Source organism: Kibdelosporangium philippinense (assembly GCF_021390435.2).
GTDB lineage: Bacteria > Actinomycetota > Actinomycetes > Mycobacteriales > Pseudonocardiaceae > Kibdelosporangium > Kibdelosporangium philippinense.
The window spans coordinates 1,863,790-1,881,811 of sequence record NZ_JAJVCN010000003.1; the positions used below are offsets into that span (position 1 = coordinate 1,863,790).

At 65.7% G+C, this 18,022-nt stretch carries 18 protein-coding genes and 2 riboswitches; of the genes, 7 read left to right on the forward strand and 11 right to left on the reverse strand.

The window, feature by feature from the left end:
- Window positions 1-62: 62 nt before the first annotated feature.
- A riboswitch (TPP riboswitch) is annotated at window positions 63-194 on the forward strand.
- Window positions 188-1,831, forward strand: coding sequence for a phosphomethylpyrimidine synthase ThiC (thiC, locus tag LWC34_RS40925; RefSeq protein ID WP_233730564.1), 1,644 nt, complete (start codon window positions 188-190; stop codon window positions 1,829-1,831). It overlaps the preceding riboswitch by 7 nt.
- Complete coding sequence (thiD, locus tag LWC34_RS40930) at window positions 1,831-2,652, forward strand: bifunctional hydroxymethylpyrimidine kinase/phosphomethylpyrimidine kinase (protein ID WP_233730565.1); 822 nt, start codon at window positions 1,831-1,833, stop codon at window positions 2,650-2,652. Before thiC ends, thiD begins: the two co-directional genes overlap by 1 nt.
- On the opposite strand, the gene LWC34_RS40935 is transcribed toward thiD, so the two are convergent.
- Entirely contained in the window at window positions 2,649-4,199 is a 1,551-nt protein-coding gene (locus LWC34_RS40935; protein ID WP_233730566.1) for a substrate-binding domain-containing protein, read from the reverse strand. The genes thiD and LWC34_RS40935 overlap by 4 nt on opposite strands.
- Before the next feature lie 156 nt (window positions 4,200-4,355).
- Here LWC34_RS40935 and LWC34_RS40940 point away from each other — a divergent pair, with 156 nt between their 5' ends.
- The gene (locus tag LWC34_RS40940; RefSeq protein ID WP_233730567.1) at window positions 4,356-5,159 is read left to right on the forward strand and encodes an ion transporter; all 804 of its coding nucleotides are present in this window, start codon (window positions 4,356-4,358) and stop codon (window positions 5,157-5,159) included.
- A gap of 51 nt (window positions 5,160-5,210) precedes the next feature.
- Here LWC34_RS40940 and LWC34_RS40945 read toward each other — a convergent pair whose 3' ends face one another.
- The 4 genes from LWC34_RS40945 to thiO all read right to left on the reverse strand — a co-directional run bounded on the left by LWC34_RS40945 (window position 5,211) and on the right by thiO (window position 7,716).
- Window positions 5,211-5,639: a MarR family winged helix-turn-helix transcriptional regulator gene (locus LWC34_RS40945; RefSeq protein ID WP_233730568.1), complete on the reverse strand. Its 429-nt coding sequence runs from the start codon at window positions 5,637-5,639 to the stop codon at window positions 5,211-5,213.
- A 55-nt stretch (window positions 5,640-5,694) separates the two neighbouring features.
- Window positions 5,695-6,450, reverse strand: a complete 756-nt coding sequence (locus LWC34_RS40950) for a thiazole synthase (protein ID WP_033390993.1) — start codon at window positions 6,448-6,450, stop codon at window positions 5,695-5,697.
- A 1-nt stretch (window position 6,451) separates the two neighbouring features.
- Window positions 6,452-6,652, reverse strand: coding sequence for a sulfur carrier protein ThiS (gene thiS, locus LWC34_RS40955; RefSeq protein WP_233730569.1), 201 nt, complete (start codon window positions 6,650-6,652; stop codon window positions 6,452-6,454).
- Window positions 6,649-7,716, reverse strand: coding sequence for a glycine oxidase ThiO (gene thiO / locus LWC34_RS40960; protein ID WP_233730570.1), 1,068 nt, complete (start codon window positions 7,714-7,716; stop codon window positions 6,649-6,651). Before thiO ends, thiS begins: the two co-directional genes overlap by 4 nt.
- Window positions 7,707-7,817: riboswitch (TPP riboswitch) on the reverse strand. (Overlaps the previous gene by 10 nt.)
- Before the next feature lie 26 nt (window positions 7,818-7,843).
- On the opposite strand from thiO, the gene thiE reads away from it, so the two are divergent.
- Window positions 7,844-8,494, forward strand: coding sequence for a thiamine phosphate synthase (gene thiE, locus LWC34_RS40965; protein WP_233730571.1), 651 nt, complete (start codon window positions 7,844-7,846; stop codon window positions 8,492-8,494).
- Here thiE and LWC34_RS40970 read toward each other — a convergent pair.
- Both LWC34_RS40970 and LWC34_RS40975 read right to left on the reverse strand, forming a co-directional pair.
- The gene (locus LWC34_RS40970) at window positions 8,484-9,584 is read right to left on the reverse strand and encodes a S1 family peptidase (RefSeq protein ID WP_233730572.1); all 1,101 of its coding nucleotides are present in this window, start codon (window positions 9,582-9,584) and stop codon (window positions 8,484-8,486) included. The genes thiE and LWC34_RS40970 overlap by 11 nt on opposite strands.
- A gap of 252 nt (window positions 9,585-9,836) precedes the next feature.
- Complete coding sequence (locus LWC34_RS40975) at window positions 9,837-10,430, reverse strand: hypothetical protein (protein ID WP_233730573.1); 594 nt, start codon at window positions 10,428-10,430, stop codon at window positions 9,837-9,839.
- 100 nt (window positions 10,431-10,530) lie between these two features.
- On the opposite strand from LWC34_RS40975, the gene LWC34_RS40980 reads away from it, so the two are divergent.
- Window positions 10,531-11,478: a threonine ammonia-lyase gene (locus tag LWC34_RS40980; protein ID WP_233730574.1), complete on the forward strand. Its 948-nt coding sequence runs from the start codon at window positions 10,531-10,533 to the stop codon at window positions 11,476-11,478.
- Here LWC34_RS40980 and LWC34_RS40985 read toward each other — a convergent pair.
- Both LWC34_RS40985 and LWC34_RS40990 read right to left on the reverse strand, forming a co-directional pair.
- A complete protein-coding gene (locus tag LWC34_RS40985) occupies window positions 11,441-12,940 on the reverse strand; it encodes an MFS transporter (protein ID WP_308200207.1) in 1,500 nt (499 codons plus the stop codon). The two genes, LWC34_RS40980 and LWC34_RS40985, sit on opposite strands and share 38 nt — an antisense overlap.
- A gap of 129 nt (window positions 12,941-13,069) precedes the next feature.
- Window positions 13,070-13,834 carry a GntR family transcriptional regulator gene (locus LWC34_RS40990; RefSeq protein ID WP_233730575.1) on the reverse strand — a complete coding sequence of 255 codons (765 nt, stop codon included), beginning with the start codon at window positions 13,832-13,834 and terminating at the stop codon, window positions 13,070-13,072.
- Between the two features lie 170 nt (window positions 13,835-14,004).
- Between LWC34_RS40990 and LWC34_RS40995 the strand changes: the two genes are divergently transcribed.
- A complete protein-coding gene (locus tag LWC34_RS40995; RefSeq protein ID WP_233730576.1) occupies window positions 14,005-15,048 on the forward strand; it encodes an SIS domain-containing protein in 1,044 nt (347 codons plus the stop codon).
- A gap of 45 nt (window positions 15,049-15,093) precedes the next feature.
- Here LWC34_RS40995 and nagA read toward each other — a convergent pair whose 3' ends face one another.
- Window positions 15,094-16,281, reverse strand: a complete 1,188-nt coding sequence (gene nagA, locus LWC34_RS41000) for an N-acetylglucosamine-6-phosphate deacetylase (RefSeq protein ID WP_233730577.1) — start codon at window positions 16,279-16,281, stop codon at window positions 15,094-15,096.
- A 163-nt stretch (window positions 16,282-16,444) separates the two neighbouring features.
- Here nagA and LWC34_RS41005 point away from each other — a divergent pair, with 163 nt between their 5' ends.
- A complete protein-coding gene (locus LWC34_RS41005; RefSeq protein WP_233730578.1) occupies window positions 16,445-17,398 on the forward strand; it encodes an N-acetylglucosamine kinase in 954 nt (317 codons plus the stop codon).
- Here the strand turns inward: LWC34_RS41005 and LWC34_RS41010 are convergent.
- Window positions 17,299-18,012 (reverse strand): DUF3159 domain-containing protein, encoded by a 714-nt coding sequence (locus tag LWC34_RS41010; protein ID WP_233730579.1) that lies wholly within the window; start codon window positions 18,010-18,012, stop codon window positions 17,299-17,301. The two genes, LWC34_RS41005 and LWC34_RS41010, sit on opposite strands and share 100 nt — an antisense overlap.
- Between the last annotated feature and the right edge of the window lie 10 nt (window positions 18,013-18,022).

An 18,022-nucleotide genomic window follows, 5' to 3' on the forward strand; every position in this document is an offset into this window, starting at 1 on the left:
CGAAACGGTACGCCAGTTGTCTTGGCAACGCGCGGTCATCGTGGTTATCGTCGAGAAGATTTACCAAACGTCGCGGGAGCTCGCGCCTAGGCGGGCTGAGAGGGCGGCTTGGTGTCCATTGAGGACCAGGCGCCGCCGACCGCATGAACCTGACCGGGTAATGCCGGCGTAGGGAAGGAAGGCGTTCATGACAGCGCTCGAAGACCGCACTGTCCAGCCGACCATCACAACCGGGCCGATCTCCGGCTCGCACAAGGAATACCGCGATATCGGTGACGGTATCAAGGTGCCCTTCCGCAGGGTGGAACTGACCAACGGCGAACACGTCGACCTCTACGACACCTCTGGCCCGTACACCGACACCTCAGCGACCATTGACGTCCACAGTGGACTCCCCAAGCTCCGGGAGAGCTGGGCACTCGAACCGATCAACGGCGCGGTGACCCAATTGGCGTACGCCAAGGCCGGGATCATCACCAACGAGATGCGGTTCGTGGCCGCACGGGAAAAGATGGACCCGGAATTCGTCCGTTCGGAGGTTGCCATTGGCCGGGCCGTCATCCCGGTCAACCGCAAGCACCCCGAGTCCGAGCCCGCGATCATCGGCAAGCGGTTCCTTGTCAAGGTGAACGCGAACATCGGCAACTCCGCGGTGTCCTCGTCCATCGAGGACGAGGTGGACAAGATGGTCTGGGCGTCCAGGTGGGGCGCGGACACCATCATGGACTTGTCCACTGGCAAGCGGATCCACGAGACGCGCGAGTGGATCATGCGCAACTCGCCGGTCCCGATCGGCACTGTGCCGATGTACCAGGCACTCGAGAAGGTCAACGGCGATCCGGCCAAGCTGAACTGGAGTGTCTACAAGGACACCGTCATCGAACAGTGCGAGCAAGGTGTGGACTACATGACTGTCCACGCTGGCGTGCTGTTGCGGTATGTCCCGCTGACCGCCAAACGCGTCACCGGAATCGTGTCGCGTGGCGGCTCGATCATGGCAGCCTGGTGCCTCGCGCACCACAAGGAAAGCTTCCTGTACACGCACTTCGAAGAGCTGTGCGACATCCTGCGCACCTACGACGTGACTTTCTCACTTGGCGACGGGTTGCGGCCCGGGTCGATCGCGGATGCCAATGACGAAGCGCAGTTCGCTGAACTGCGTACACTCGGCGAGCTCACGCACATCGCGCGCGCCAAGGACGTCCAGGTGATGATCGAAGGCCCCGGCCACGTGCCGATGCACAAGATCATCGAGAACGTGAAGCTGGAAGAGGAGTGGTGCGGCGAGGCGCCGTTCTACACCCTCGGCCCGCTCGCGACCGACATCGCGCCCGCGTACGACCACATCACCTCGGCCATCGGCGCGGCGCAGATCGGCTGGGCCGGGACCGCGATGCTCTGTTACGTCACCCCGAAGGAGCACCTCGGACTGCCCAACCGGGACGACGTGAAGGTCGGCGTGATCACGTACAAGATCGCGGCGCACTCGGCCGACCTGGCCAAGGGCCACCCCGGCGCGCAGGAGTGGGACGACGCGTTGTCCAAGGCACGCTTCGAGTTCCGCTGGGTCGACCAGTTCAACCTGTCACTCGACCCGGACACGGCACGGTCGTACCACGACGAGACCCTGCCGGCGGAACCCGCGAAGACCGCGCATTTCTGCTCGATGTGCGGGCCGAAGTTCTGCTCGATGAAGATCACCCAGGACGTGCGCAAGTACGCCGAGGAACACAACCTGTCCTCAGTGGACGCCATTGAGGCCGGGATGAACGAGATGTCACAAGAGTTCGCCGAGCAGGGCAACAAGGTCTATCTACCAGTGGTTGATTGATGACTCCTCCTACCGTCCTCACCATCGCCGGAAGTGATTCCGGCGGTGGTGCGGGCATTCAAGCCGATCTGCGCACGCTGTTCGCCTGCGGCGTGCACGGACTCACCGCCGTGACCGCGGTGACCGTGCAGAACTCCATTGGTGTCACCGGAATCGTCGAGATCCCGCCGGATGTCGTCGCCGCCCAGATCGAGGCGGTCGCGGTGGACATCGGGATCGGCGCGGCGAAGACCGGGATGCTGGCGAACGCGGACATCATCGTGGCCATCGCCGGTGCGGCCGACCGGGTCGGGATCGGCCGGGGCGGCGGCATTCCGTTCGTCGTCGACCCGGTTTCCGCCTCGATGGGCGGCGACCAGTTGCTGCAGGACAATGCATTGGACGCATTGCGGTCGGAGTTGTTCCCGCGTGCCACCGTGATCACGCCGAACCTCGACGAAGTCCGTCTGCTGACGGGCATCGAGGTGACCGACATGGCCACCCAACGCGACGCGGCCAAAGCGTTGTTCGACTACGGGCCCGAATGGGTTGTCGTCAAAGCGGGTCACATGAAAAACGTGGACGACTGCGTGGATCTGCTGTATGACGGCTCAACCTTCCACGAGCTGCCCGGACCGCGCTTCGACACAGGCAACACCCACGGCAGCGGCGACACGCTGGCATCGTCCATCTCCTCGGCACTGGCTCGTGGCCTTCCGGTGCCGGAAGCGGTCGCTTTCGGCAAACGGTTCATCGTGCGGTCAGTACAAAATTCGTACCCGCTCGGTAAAGGCCACGGCCCGGTGTCACCCTTCTGGCGGTTGTCCCAAGAGGAGGTTTAGACCGGCTTGCACAGCACCGGGTTCTGCAACTCGTCGCAGGGCCTGTTGCCGTGTGAGCGAATGATGTCCTTGCCGACCTGGTTGGTCAGGTAGCGCAGGAAACTCGCGGCCAGTGAGTCCGCCTTGGGCTCCTGGTAGGTGTACGCGAACTCGGTCTCCCAGAACGGGTACGCGCCATGCGTTGCCGCGTCCAGCGTTGCCTTCTGGCCGTCCATCCGTACGACCACCAGGTCGGTTCGCCTTATGGCCGCGCCGAGTTCGGCGTATCCCAAGGCGCCGCGAACCGTGGCCACACCGTTCAGCAGATCGTCGGTACGGTCCCGTTCGCATCGCACGATCCCCGGGGCGCCGCCGTTGTCGCGGGTCCGGCAGTTGTCGGAGTTGGTCGCGGGTTCCCGTTTGCCCTGCAGGATCTGGTGCTGGAACGTGGTTCTGGTGCCCGATCCGGGTTTGCGGCTGATCAACGTGACCGGCACGTCGTTGCCGCCGATCTCCTGCCAGTTCGCGATCTGCCCGTCGTAGAGCCGCCGAACCTGGTCGATACTCAGGTCGCTGACGCCCGCGTCCTTGTTGACCACGAGGGTGAACAGCATGAACGCGACCGGTCTCGGCAAAAGTTGCGGCTGCAGATCCGCCTTGGCGCCATCGGAGAACGCGAGCACCGGCGGCGAGGCCTTGAGCTGGTCACCGGCGTCCTGCAAGGAGGTCAGACCGGCCGAGCTGCCCTGGAAGGAGAACGCGAAACTGGCGCCAGGGCATGTCTTCGCGTACATGTCACCGGCTTCCCGCATGACCGATTCGATCGCGGTCGACCCGGTCAGCGTGACCGCACCGGTCGCGCAGTCCAGCGGCGTGTCCTCGTTGAACACGGTGAACAGGCCCAGCCCGAGGATCACCACGGTCAGGAAGACCAGCAGCGCGCCGGTCCGGCGGGACATCCCGGTGCCCGACTCGGTCTCCTTCACGTGCCCGCCGAGGATGCCCACCTCGACCTTGGGCTTCTCCAGCGCCTCGTCGCCAGTGCCGTTCTCCAGCACGACAAGGACCTTGTAGTGGTCGTTGCGGTTCAACGGCACTCGCGGCAGGTCGACGACGCCGACTTTCTGCTCGGCGCCGTTGAGGGTGTTGCGGCTGTCGAGTCCGCTTCCCTCCTGGAAGTTCTGCCGCAGCGTCGACTGGCTGAGCTCGGTCACCACGAGCCCGGCGACCGTCCGGTTCGGGAACAGGATCCGGATCCCCGCCTTGACCTCGGGAATCACCTGGTAGTCGGCGGAACCGATGGTGGTCGCGCCGTCGTTCTCGATCTTGACGAGGACGAACGACGGGTTCACCAGCTCGGTGCCGTTCTCCCGCTTCATGTCCGAGAGCACCCCGGCGAGCGTTGTGCTCAGCTTGTCCGACTTGACCTCGTCGGTCGCGGTGGTGTCCATCTGCACGCGGTAGCCGAGCCGTTTGCGCCCGACGAAGACGAACTCCCACATGAACGCGAAGACGGGAACGCCGATACCGACTATCGAGAGAATGAGTGCCCACAGATCCAGATCCACCGACGCCTCCCCAGCGCGAACCCCAGATAGATCAATCTAATTCGGCTGGTCGGCCGATTCAGGGCCGTGGTCGCTGTCTTCAGCTGGAGTTCACCGAGTCGTATCCGCAACTACGCTCCCGGCGGGCACCGGCCGCTTCCCCTACCCTTCTGCTCCGTGATCTCTCGGGAACAAGTGCACACCTTGGTGACGCACAAGGCCTTCCAGCGCTTCATCATCGGCGTGATCGTGTTCAACGCGGTCACGCTCGGCTTCGAGACCTCACCGGGGATCGTCGCCGAGTACGGCACCGTGCTGCACTTCGCCGACCGGACCGCGCTGGTGATCTTCGTCGTGGAGATCCTGCTGCGGGTCTACGCGTTCGGCTGGGCGTTCTTCAAAGACTCGTGGAACATCTTCGACCTGATCATCATCGGCATCGCGGTGGTGCCGGCGACCGGCGAGTTCTCCGTGCTGCGCGCGCTGCGGATCCTGCGGGTGCTGCGGCTGATCTCGGTCGTGCCGTCGATGCGGCGCGTGGTCAGCGGCTTGCTGCTCGCGGTGCCCGGGATGGCGTCGATCGCGGCGCTGCTCGCGTTGATCCTCTACGTCGCCGGTGTGATGGCCACGAAGCTGTTCCAGCACTTGCAGCCAGAGCACTTCGCCGACATGGGCACGACCCTGTTCACGCTGTTCCAGATCATGACCGGCGAGGGCTGGCCGGACATCGCGCGGGAGCTGATGGCCAAGGCGCCGATGGCGTGGATCTTCTTCGTCACGTACATCATCGTGTCCAGCTTCGCCGTGCTGAACATGTTCATCGCGGTCGTGGTCAACGGGATGGACCGGGGCATGACCGAGGAACTGGTCGAGGCCGAGGAGAAGCACGCCGCCGAGCAGAAGGCGTCGGACGAGTTGCTGCTCAGTGAGATCAGGGCGCTGCGCGCGGAGATCGCCGAGTTGCGCGCCGCCCGCGAGTGAATCGTTGCAACTCGATCTTGTGTGACCGCGCCAGAAGACCGCTGCCAGCGCTTATTCCTCGGTGAGGAGTTCCTCAAGCACTGGGATGGCACTGATCAACTGGACCTGTTTGGCTTCCGGCAAACGCTCGATCCGCCTGCGCAGTTCCTGCACGCGGGTCGAGCGCAGCCCGGAGACCATTCGCTCGCCGTCCGGCGTGGCCTTGACCAGCCACGCCCGCCGGTCGACCGGATCCGGTTCGCGCTGCACGTACTTGGCTTCGACGAGCGCGGCGACGATCCGCGACATGGTCGGCGCGGCAACGCCTTCCTTGTTCGCCAGATCGCCGAGCCGCATCTCGCCGCAGCCGACCAATGTCGACAGCGCGGAAATGGAGCCGTGTCCGAGCCCTTGCGTGCCACTGCGGCGGAGCGACCGAGACAGCCGGCCGATCGCGAGATAGAGCCGAGCGGGCACGTCCTCAGCAGCCGAAGGCGTCACGTTGCCCTCCCTTGGAGAAAGGTGCATCGGACAATAATGACTGTTTCGCCTTGGGTTACCGAGGAGGGCTGGATGCCTGTGCCCAGAACCGTTGCGGTATACGCCCCGCCGAGCGCGCCAATCTACCTGCGATAACACCGCTGCGCATGGCCGCGGCCATCTTTTCGGGATCGCTCGCCCGGGTGACGGCGGTTGCGAGCATTACCGCGTCACAGCCCAGTTCCATGGCCAGTGCGGCGTCCGACGCGGTGCCGATACCCGCGTCGAGCACGACCGGAACCGACGCCCTGGCAACGATCAGTTCGATGTTGTGCGGATTTCTGATGCCCAGACCGGTTCCGATCGGTGAACCGAGCGGCATCACCGCTGCCGCACCGGCTTCCTCCAGCCGCAAGGCCAGCACGGGATCGTCATTGGTGTACGCGAGGGCCACGAATCCGTCGGCGACGAGTTGCCGCACGGCATCAAGCAGCTCAACGGGATCGGGCAATAACGTCCGATCATCGGCTACCACTTCGACCTTGACCCAGTTGGTGTCCAACGCTTCCCGCGCGAGCCGCGCGGTCAGCACGGCTTCCGCGGCCGTCCGACAGCCCGCGGTGTTCGGCAGCGGATCGATTCCCAGTCGCCGCAATGTCTCCAGCACGCCCGTTCCGCCGCCCGCGTCGACGCGTCGCATCGCGACGGTCGTCAGCTCGGTACCGGATGCGACAAGAGCTCGTTCAAGGATGGCGAGGTTGGCCACGCCACCGGTTCCCATGATCAGCCGGGACGAGTACTCCCGGCCGGCGAGGACGAACGGATCGTCCATGTCACCCTCCTTGCACTGCGGTCAGCACTTCGACTTCAGCGCCTTCACCGACCACGGTCTGCTGGTGGTGGGCGCGGGGCACGACTTCACCGTTCACCGCGACGGCGACACCGTTTCCTGCGATCTCCAGCAGCCGCAGGACATCCGTGACCGTCGCGCCGTCGGTCAGCTCACGTTCGACACCATTGACGCGCGCCTTCATCGTCGTGACTCCAATCTGGCCACAAGAGCCGCTTCAGGGACCGGATCTTCGTTGAGCAATGCCACGACCGCGTCCGCGGTGATCGGGGCGAGCAATAGGCCATTGCGGTGATGTCCGCTCGCCACCATGACGCCGGGCTCCAGCCAGTCGATCAACGGCAGGTTGTCCAGACTCGACGCTCGTACGCCCGCGGCACTTTCCACGAGGATGTACTCGGAGATGCCCGGCACCACGCGTTCGGCGTCCAGCAACAGATCCCGGACCCCCTTCACCGCGACTTCCGTGTCGTATCCGGCTTCGTACTGCGTCGCACCGAGGACGACTTCGCCAGTGTCCCGGGGAACGAGATACACCGGTCGTGATTCCACCAAGGCACGGATGGTCCGGCCGAGCGGCAGCGCGCCACGGCCGGGTTTGAGGCGCAGGATCTCGCCTTTCACCGGTCGTATCAACGAGTTCAGCCGCGGGTGCAGATTCCGGCTCCACGCACCGGCCGCGATCACGACCGCATCGCAGTCCACAGTGGAGTCTTCGAGCTCGACGGCACCCGGCCGGACCGCTTTCACTTCCGCATGGAGGAATTCCACCTTCGACCTGAGGATCTCGAGCAGCTTCCGGTTGTCCACGGCCAGATCACCGGGCACCGAGAGTCCACTGCGGACCGACGTGGACAGGGTCGGTTCCATTCTGCGGAGTTCCGGCCCGGTCAGCCGATCGACTTTTCGCCCGATGCCGTCCAGGTGCTCGGCCAGAATGGTGAGCTGGTCGGCGTCGGCCGAGTCGAACGCCGCGACCACCGTGCCCTCCCGCCGCAGCCCGACGTCACCGAGTTCGGCCGCGAACTCCGGCCAGGCCCGTAACGACGCCTCACCCAGCTCCAGCAACGGTTCTTCACCCGGCCATGCCTCGGTTGTCGGCGCGAGCATGCCGCCAGCGACCCATGAGGCGCCCGAACACGGTTGCGGGTCAACCACAACAGTCCGCCATCCGGAATTTTGGGCACGCCACGCGACCGACAGGCCGATGACGCCTGCCCCGACGACTACGATCTTTCCTTTGACCACAACACGCTCCCTGCGCCGGCATGACCCGGATCAGGTTCGACGGTCGGAGCTCAACAAGCTCCCTCTCAGCCTGGTTTCGCCAGACTCCCGTGCGGACCGGTCTCAAGAATAGCGTAGAAATCAAGGTATGCCCGGACTCAGTGGGACAGACCTCAGGCGCAAGCTGGCCGACGCACGGCTCTACCTGTGCACCGACATGCGCGACGACCTGGCGGACTTCGTGGACGCGGCGCTCGCGGGCGGCGTGGACATCGTGCAGCTGCGCGCGAAAAACCTCGAAGCGCGTCAGGAGATCAAGGCCCTCGAAGAGATGGCCGGAGTGTGCGCCAAGCACGGCGCGCTGCTGTCGGTCAACGACCGGGCGGACATCGCGGCCACGGTCGGCGCGGACGTGCTGCACCTCGGCCAGGACGACCTGCCGGTGAAGTACGCCCGCCGGATCGTCGGCGAGGAAATGATCATCGGCCGCTCGACGCACGACGTCGACCAGGCTCGCGCGGCCGCTGTGGAACAGGGCGTCGACTACTTCTGCACCGGGCCGTGCTGGCCGACACCGACCAAACCAGGCAGGCCCGCACCCGGTCTTGACCTGGTACGCCGAACCGCCGAGGAGAACACGGCAAGGCCGTGGTTCGCCATCGGCGGTATCGACGCGGACCGGATGCCCGAGGTGCTGGCAGCGGGCGCGTCCCGTGCGGTGGTCGTGCGCGCGATCACCGAAGCGGAAGACCCGCGCGCCGCCGCCAGCCTCTTGAAATCCCAGCTGGTCAGCCCGTGAGCAAGCTCAGGCCGTAAACCGACAGGATCTCGCCGAGCGGGTTGAAGTAGCACGTTGCCGTGTTGCCACCGGAGACAACACCCTGGCCCTGTCCGGCTGGGGTGATGAAGCCGCCGCCTGAGTCACCGGGCTGGCAGCGCACGTTCGACGCGGTCAGGCCGGTCACCGTGCCCTGCGGGTAACGGACGGTCTGGTTCTTGGAGCCAACCGTGCCGCAGGTCCAACCGGTGGTCGAGCCTGCCTTGCACACCTGCGCGCCGGTCGCGGCTGAAGTCGCCCCGCGGACCGTCACGTTGCCGACCCGTGGCTCGAGCGTGACACCGGCGTTGGTGCGCACCCACGCGTAGTCGTTGCCCGGGAAGGACGAGCCGCCCCAGGTGCCGTTGTTGGGCTGGCCGCTTCCGGTCAGCACGTCACAGTGTCCGGCTGTGACGTAGCCGCCGCGCACAGTCAGGCCGACGGAACAGCGCGAGCTGCCGACCGAGTAGGCGTCGCCGCCCTTCACGAACGTCTGTGGCGCTGCCTCTTCTTTCACCCGAACGTTGGAACCCGCAAAGGATTTCGCGGCTTCAGCGGTGCCAGGAACGGCCGTCACGACTATCTCGTTGGTCACAGTGTCGGCGTACCAACCGGTCACCGTGGACGGTGCGCTGCCTTCTCGGGCGTTTAGGCGGGCAACCGCAGAGTCCAACTGGGCCGCACTCTGAGCCACCAATTTGGCGGTCGCGCCAGTGGCTCGCACAGTCCCGAGTTTGCTCGCGTCGGTCACACCGACGACCAATTTCCTTGTGGCTGCGTCGAAGTACGCACCACCGAAGCTCTCACCCAACGCTGTACGCAGCGAATTCTCCGTCGCAAGCGCGGCATCCTGTGTTGCCAGCAGCTCACTCGCGGCAGTTGCGTCAACACCGAGATCGCGCTTCATCGCCGCGAGCAGTCCGGGATTTTCGGCTTCGATCTGAAGAACTGACAAATCTGTTGTAGAAGTGCCACCCGAAGATGCCGCGGACGCGGGTAGACTGTGCATCACAGCCATGGCGGCGGCAATGAGGACGGCTCCGGTTAACCGGGCCGTTTTCCTTGGGTTCATGTCGTCTCCTTGGGTGCAGGGACCCGTGAGCTGGATGCAGGGCCGGCTCACGGGCTTTCAAGGAATAGGTGACGGGGTGGTCGACTCACCCCGTCACCTGTTCGAGTGTTCTTGCAATCACTCTTCCGGGTCACCCTCTGCCAGCGAGCGTATGAATCGCGTGCGCGTTACACAATGGCCCGAACAGGGCGAAATTGTGTTCCAAATCACACAAAAGATGTACGTTCTGTAATCATGCCTGAACAGAGCGCTTTACAGCCCGCCCGGCGTCTTACTCGGCGTATCCGACTGAACCGGATCAGTAACCGACCCCGAGGTCGACGGCACACTCGATGAACCCGATCCCGAAGTTGGCGGCGGTGTCGTCGTGGTTGTGATCGACGGTGGTGACGGTGTTTCGGTAACTGTGACCGTTGGTGGCGGCGGCGTCATTTTCGGCGAAGTTGATTTTTGCTGGCCGTGATCTGATGGCTGCAGAACGCCACCAATCGTAGTCTTAGCGTCACCGGAAAGTGGTTCACCACGAACCCATTCGATACCGGTGATCACAAGCATGCCGACAACGAATGCGGCGAGTGTGCCACCAGCGAGTAATTGCCAGCGCACGCGGCGTGTTTTCTTGGCCGGTTCGTCGTCTCCCGACTTAACAACTCGGCTACGAACTCGGTCAATCGATCTGGCGTATAGCTCTGCGGCGACGGTCGTCACGATCGCACCAATTGCGGCACCCAGTACCGTTCCCGCGACACCGAGTGTCGAGCCCAAGATCGCAGCCGTGACAGCGGACAGTGCCGCAACCGCGACCTGACTCGGATGAAATCCATTTTTATGCTCTGCACTCATCATCTGAATCGACGCTGACCGGCTATTGATCGTTGCCCGAACGTGAGCACCGCCACCCATTGAGTCCACAGTAGACAGTCGAGTTGATGAGAGGATGGCTGCCGTGGAACTGGTGACTATCGACGACGTCAAAGCCGCTGCCGACCGGGTACGGGAGTGGGTGGTGCGCACCCCGCTGCTGCCGGCGACGTGGGCCGACCCGGAGCGTCCACTGTGGATCAAGCCGGAGAACCTGCAGCCGATCGGCGCGTTCAAGATCCGCGGCGCCTTCAACACGTTGGCCCGTCTGGACGAACCAGTACGCGCGCGGGGTGTCGTCGCGTACTCGAGCGGCAACCACGCGCAAGCGGTCGCCTACGCCGCACGGGCCTACGGCGTTCCCGCGCACATCGTGATGCCGGAGGACACACCCGAGATCAAGGTCGAGAAGACCCGTTCGTACGGCGCCGAGGTGGTGCTCTGCCCGGTCGGCAAGCGCGAGGAATACGCCGATGACCTGGTCGAAAAGACCGGTGCGGTGCTGGTGCCGCCGTTCGACCACCCCGACGTGATCGCCGGCCAGGGCACGGCGGGCCTTGAGATCGCCTACGACCTGCCGGACGTCGAGGTCGTGCTGATCCCGGTCAGCGGCGGCGGGCTGGCGTCCGGGATCGGGACCGCGATCCGCGCCCTGTGCCCGAACGCGCGGATCTACGGCGTCGAGCCGGAGCTGGCCGCCGACACGACCGAGGGCCTGGCCGCGGGACACCGCGTGAACTGGTCGGTGGAGGACCGTAACCGCACGATCGCCGACGGCCTGCGCTCACAGCCGTCCGACCTGACGTTCGCGCACCTGCAGAAGGTCATCGACGGCATGATCACCGTGACCGAGGACGAGATCCGCGAGGCCATCCGGGTGCTGGCGCACAAGTCGCACCTGGTCGCCGAGCCCAGCGGCGCCACGACCATGGCCGCTTACCTGAAGGGCGCGGCTGTCCCCGGCCGGACTGTGGCCGTGGTGTCCGGCGGCAACATCAATCCACAGATGCTTGCGGATGTCCTGACGGCTTGATGTGCGTCGGCGGGCCCTCGACCCCGCAGTGCAGGCACTCACCCGGCGCCGGCGCCTCGTGCTCCGGCTCCGGCGGCCCGCTGAGCACGTCGTTACGCACGCCCAGCGCCACCAGCCCGCCCACAGCGGCCAGCACGGCACAGATCATCAACGACGTCTGCCAAGCGCTCGTGAGAGCCGTTGGGTCGGTGTACGCGGCCCCGTTCAGCCCGGCCACCGCAGGCAAGACGGCCACAGCCAGCAGACCGCCGGTCCGCGCGATCGCGTTGTTCACGCCCGACGCAACCCCCGCATGCCGATCTTCCGCCGCCGCGAGGACGGTCGCCGTGACGGGCGCGACCACAGTGGTCAGCCCAAGGCCGAAGACTACGACAGCGGGCAGGACCTCGGTGAGGTACGAGGCGCCCGGCCCGATCCGCAGCATCAGCAGCATCCCCGCCGCGATCACCAGCGGCCCGACCACGAGCTGCAGCCGTGGTCCGATCTTCTGCGCGATCCGCCCGGACAACGACGACGTGAGCAGCATGATGATCGTGATCGGCAGGCCAGCGATGCCCGCCGCGGTCGGCGAGTAGCCGAGCGAGACCTGAAGCTGCAGGACAAGCAGCATCATCACGCCGCCGAGCGCGGTGTAAACCACGAATGTCAGCGCGTTCGAGAGTGTGAACGTGCGATCCCGGAACATCTCCGGCGGCACGAGCGGGTCGTGCGACTTGATCTGGAACACCACGAACCCGGCCAACCCGGCAATTCCGAGAACCGCCGCGATCAACACGATCGGGTCGGCTCCCCGGACCGGCGCCTCGACGAGCGCCGCCGTGAGCCCGGCGAGCCCGAGGGCACCGAGCGCGGAGCTGACGATGTCCGGATGCCCCTGCATCTGCTCGTCCCGCGATTCGGGAACGTACTTGCGGGCCATCCAGACGCAGATGATCGCGATCGGCAGGTTGATCAGGAACGCCAGCCGCCACGACCACGCCTGCACGAGCAGACCGCCGACGAGCGGCCCGACGGCAGCCGCGATTCCGCCCAAACCGGACCAAGCACCGATCGCACGGGCCCGGTCCGCACGGTCGAAAGAGGACTGAAGGATCGCCAGCGAGCCGGGAGTCAGCAGCGCGCCGCCGATTCCCTGCAGAACCCGGGCGACCACGAGCAGCTCGGTGTTCGGCGCGATCCCGCACAGCAGGCTTGCCAGGCCGAACCACACGATGCCGAGGACGTAGACCTTGCGACGGCCGTAGCGGTCGCCGAGCGAACCGGCGATCAGGATCAGCGAGGCGAGCGACAGCAGATATCCGTCGAGGATCCACTGCAGACCCGCGACGGACGCATCCAGCTCCTTGCCGATCGTCGGCAGCGCGACGTTGACGATCGTGCCGTCGAGCATCGCCATACCCGACGCCATGATCGTCGTGGCGAGAACGCCACGGGCGACCGGCGTCCCCCAGCGGATAGTCACTGCAGGCCCGTTTCGCTCAATGCCTATACCTTTCAAGCCGCGGCGAGCCTATCCCGGAATCGCTGACCGTGATTGGCGCGAGCTCGCCGCTGCCCGACTGTCACAAATGGATCATCGGCCTTGTCCGAGTCACCCGTTTGGACGGTTGAGCGTTGCGACGAATTTGTACCGGTCACCGCGATACACCGACCGCACCCACTCGACCGGACGACCGTCCGTGCCGAAGGAGTGCCGCGACAGCAACAACATCGGCATCCCGACGTCGGCGCCGAGCAGTTCGGCTTCCTGCGGACCAGCGAGACCGGTTTCGATGGTCTCCTCGGCGTGCCCCAACTCCACTCCGAAGCGTTCCCGCAACACCTGGTACAGGGAACCGCCGCTGGTGATGTAGCGGCGAAGGCCGCGGAACCGGCCAAGTGGCAGGTGCGTGGTCTCCAGCGCCATTGGTTCGCCGTCAGCGAACCTCAGCCGGTGCAGTCGCAGGATTTTCGCGCCCGCCCGGATTCCCAGTAGCCGGGCCAGTTCCGCCTCGACGGGCAGCTCGGAAACTTCAAGCAAACGTGAAGACGGTTCACGTCCTTGCGCGCGCATGTCTTCCGTATAGGACGAAAGATGCAACCGCTGCGCCACTTTGGGCTCGGCGGCGAAGGTTCCCTTGCCCTGCACGCGCAGCAGGCGGCCTTCCACCGTCAGCTCGGCAAGCGCCTGGCGCACGGTGGTGCGCGAGACGTCGAACTCCGATGCGAGCGAACGCTCGGTCGGGATTGGCGAGCCTGGCGGCATCGCGCTCAACAGATCCAGCAGATGCCGCTTCAAACCCCAGTACTTCGGCTCGCGCTGCAGGCGCGCAGCGGCCGCGGCGTCCGGCGTAGCGGCGGACGATGTCTCCAGCATGGCCTCCTCCTCAAGGCGTACCCCCACAGCATGCCTTGCCACCGGCTCAGATGCGATCAAACCGCGCCGAGTTGCCCATTGGAGTGACAAACTGGCATCACATCGTCTCACGTGGCGGTCGGTGTTGCCCGCCCATTACGATTGGTCTAGACCTACTTCGGGAGGGACCGATGACCGACGAAACGCCCGGCAGGCACATGAGTGCCGAGATCGCTCAGCAGCCGGAGGTGTTCGCAGCGGTCACCGCGACCCGGCCGGCGATCGCCTCTGTCGGCGGCGCGATCGCTGAACGCAGGCCGCGCTTCGCGCTGCTGGCAGCCCGTGGTTCGAGTGACCACGCGGCGTTGTATGCGAAGTACTTGATAGAAGTCCTGCTTGAGATGCCCGCCGGCCTGGTGTCGGCATCCACGACGACGTTGTACAACGCCAAGCCGGACCTGCACGACGTCCTGTACATAACCGTGAGCCAGAGTGGCGGCTCACCCGACTTGATCGAAGCGACGGCGGCGGCGCGTGACCGCGGCGCACTCACCGTGGCGGTGACCAACAACCCCGAGTCCGACCTGGCTCGCGCGGCCGAACTGTCGGTGGATGTTAACGCTGGCGTAGAAAAAGCGGTCGCGGCGACGAAGACGTACACCGCGACGCTGCTGGCGTTGTACCTCTTGATCGACTCTGTCCAGGGTGGACACGGCGAGAAAGCCGCTGCGCTACCGGAACTCGCAGCGCAGGCGCTGTCCACGATCGACTCTTCGGTCGAGGAGGCGGTCGCCCGGTACCGCTTCGTGGAACGCATGGTGACAACGGGTCGCGGTTACTCGTCGGCCACAGCCGCCGAAGGTGCCTTGAAACTCGCCGAAACCAGCTACCTCGCGGCGCGTGCGTACAGCGGCGCGGACCTCTTGCACGGTCCAGTTGCCGCGATCGACTCCGACACCGGTGTGGTCGCGGTGACGAGTGCTGGCCGTGGCGGCGAAGCGATGCGTGATGTCGTGGACACCGTGCGCCAGCGTGGTGCGGACGTGCTCGCGGTTGGTTCGGCCGCGGCGGACGTCCCGGCCAGTTCCCGGATTCTGCTGCCGGAGACTGCCGAGGAGGTCGCGCCGATCCTTGAAGTCCTTCCGCTGCAACGACTCGCGCTCGGCCTGTCGCTTGCCAGGGGCGGCGACCCGGACAGCCCACGCGGCCTGTCCAAGGTCACCAAAACCCGCTGATAGAACCTCGTGAGTGGTTAGGCGTGTTAGAACACGCCTAACCACTCACGACGACTGACCTGCGGCCTCTCGATGCGGCGGGAGCGTCGTGTCCGGCTCGGCCGTCGCGGCGTCGTAGACCAATTTGCCTTCGACCCAGACCTTGCTTGGCTTCATCTCGTCGTCCCACAATACGAGATCCGCCACCGCGCCCGGTTCGATCCGGCCGAGCGTCGGCTCGCCGATCGTGTCGGCCGGAATGATCGTCGCGGCACGGAAAGCCGTGACCGGGTCGACGCCGATCGAGATGATGTTGCGAATCGCGCGGTCCAGCGTCAATGCGCTGCCCGCGATGGTTCCTTCCGCCGAGCGGGGCACGCCGTCGTCGGACAGCAACACGTCCGCGCCACCGAGCCGGTACACGCCAGGCGGCATTCCCGCTGCTGCCACGGCATCCGTCACGAGCGCGACACGGTCGCCCGCGGCCTTGAACACCAGTCGGCAGGCATCCGCGCCAACGTGCGCGAGGTCCGCGATCAGGCCTAGCGTGTACCGGTCGTCAACCAGCGCAACGCCTGGCACACCCGGTTCCCGGTGGCCGAGGCCGCGCTGAGCGTTGAACAGGTGGGTGACCATGTGCGCACCAAGGTCCGCCGCTTTGGTGGTTTCCGCGCCGGTCGCGTCGGTGTGGCCGACCGCGACGAGAACTCCGGCCTCGGTAAGCCTTTTGACCGCGTCGAAGCCGCCTGGCAACTCCGGCGCGAGCGTGACCATGCGCAGCGCGTCACGCAGTTCGAGCACCGCGTCGATCCGTTCGGCGGTCGGCGCGACCATCAACGCGGGGTCGTGCACGCCCGGCCGTTTGGGCGACAGGAATGGTCCTTCCAGATGCACGCCAAGCGATCGCGCACCGGCACCGTTCACAGTGGACACTGCATTGAGCAGCACCCTCGCCTGCTCAAGCAGCGCACTGAGATCGGCGGTGATCAACGTCGGCAGGAACCTCGTGACACCCGTGGATGGCAGGTTGCGCACGATCCGGCGCAGCCCTTCCTCGTCGATCTCGGCGAAGTCGGCGCCGAACGCGCCGTTCACCTGTATATCGACCAGACCAGGGGTGAGCAGGCCGTTCGCCGCGTCGCCAGCCACGGATTCGGTGATTCGGGCGATCCGGCCGTCCTCGATATGGACGGAAACCGGGCCAGTGAAGCCGCGGCCGATCAGGGCCTTCTGCGCGGCGAGGACAGTACTCAAACTTCCCCTCCAATTGGTCCAGACCAGTGCTAGCGTATCGGCGAACAGTCCATCGAGTCTAGTTAATAATTGACAAGATTCCGACTCGAAACGTGAGAAACCCGCTTCGCCGAGGGGGTAGGACGAAGCGGGCAGAGTGAATACTACTCCGAATGGAGCAGCAGTGAGCTACGTGGTCGGCGTGGACGCAGGCGGCACCGGCAGCAGGGCAATGGCCGTTGACTTGGCCGGCTACCGGCTCGGCCGGGGTGCCTCGGGTGGCGCGAACCCGAATTCGCATCCGTATGACGTGGCCGCCGCGCGGATCGCCGAGGCGATCACGCTGGCCATCCGTGACCTCGACCCGGCCGACTGCAAGGCCTGCGTTGTTGGCATGGCCGGGTCGTCCAAGCTGACCGACCCCGAAGTGGCTGCTGTGTTCCACGACACATGGAGCGCGCTCGGCCTTGGCTGCGAGATCCGCGTGATCACCGACCAGGAGGCCGCGTTCGCGTCGATGACCTCGGAGCCGTCCGGCACGATCCTGGTCGCGGGCACCGGCTCGATCGCCTCACGGATCGAGAACCACCGGATGTCCAGGGTGGTCGGCGGAATCGGCTGGCTGCTCGGCGACGAAGGCTCGGCGTACTGGATGGGCCGCGAGGCAGTCCGCGCCGTGCTCAAGTTGCTGGAGACGCACGTACCCGCCGGGCCGTTGGCGCAGGCCGTGCTCACCGAGGCCGTCGGGACCATCGGCGACGACCACCAGTTGCTGTGGCAGCGGTTGATCACGGCCGCGAATGCCGAACAGCCGATCAGGCTCGCCCGGTTCGCGCCTTTTGTATCTGCCGCTTATACATCGGGCGATCCCGTCGCCGCCGACATCGTTTCGCGGACCGTTGACGTGCTCGCCGGCATGGTGGCCGACACCCGTCCGTCCGATTCGGATCGCAGCCCGGTCGTGTTGATCGGCAGCGTGGTCGGCCCAGAGAGCCCAGTCGGTGTGCTGCTGCGGGAACGGCTCGGCGATCTGCCGATCTACTTCTCGACCGAAGGCGCGACCGGCGCGGTCTGGCTGGCCGCGGTCGACGTGTTGGGGTCGTCCGCGCCCCGGCCGTCGGAGCTTGTGCGCGGGTGACGTAGCCCAGGGTGATCTTTCGGGAGGGAACGGAACAGCACGATTCCGCTCACCGCGACCGTGGCCGCGACCAGCGGCCACGACATGACGAACGTGACCACGCTCAGCGCGACGACCTCGCCCGCCCACCACAGCAGACCCCAGATGACCACCCGCGTGGTGTACTGCAGCAGCACCCACACCCAACTCGCCCGTGAATAGGCTTTGAGCAGGTCAGGATCCTTGCGCCAGCTGGTCTTCTGGCCGATCACGACACCGACGACAACCCCGAGCAACGGCCACCGGATCACAATGCTGGCGGCCCAGAGCAGCGCGCTCGCGCCGTTGGACATCAGTCTGAGCAAGAAGAAATCCTGCGCCCGGCCGGTGTGCATGGCGATCAGTGCGGCCGCGCCGACGAGGGCCACACTGACCACGAGGTTCGTGATCTTCCCGCCCTTGATCAGCCGATACGCGCCCATGAGAACGCTGACGCCGAGCGCGGCGACCGCACCGACGGCGATCGACTGATCCGCCGCGAGCCAAGCGATGACGAAGGCCAACGGCGGAATGCTGGCGTCGAGCGCACCCCGGCGGCCTCCGAGCACGTCACCGAGCGACTCCCGCTTTGTCACCCTTCCAGCC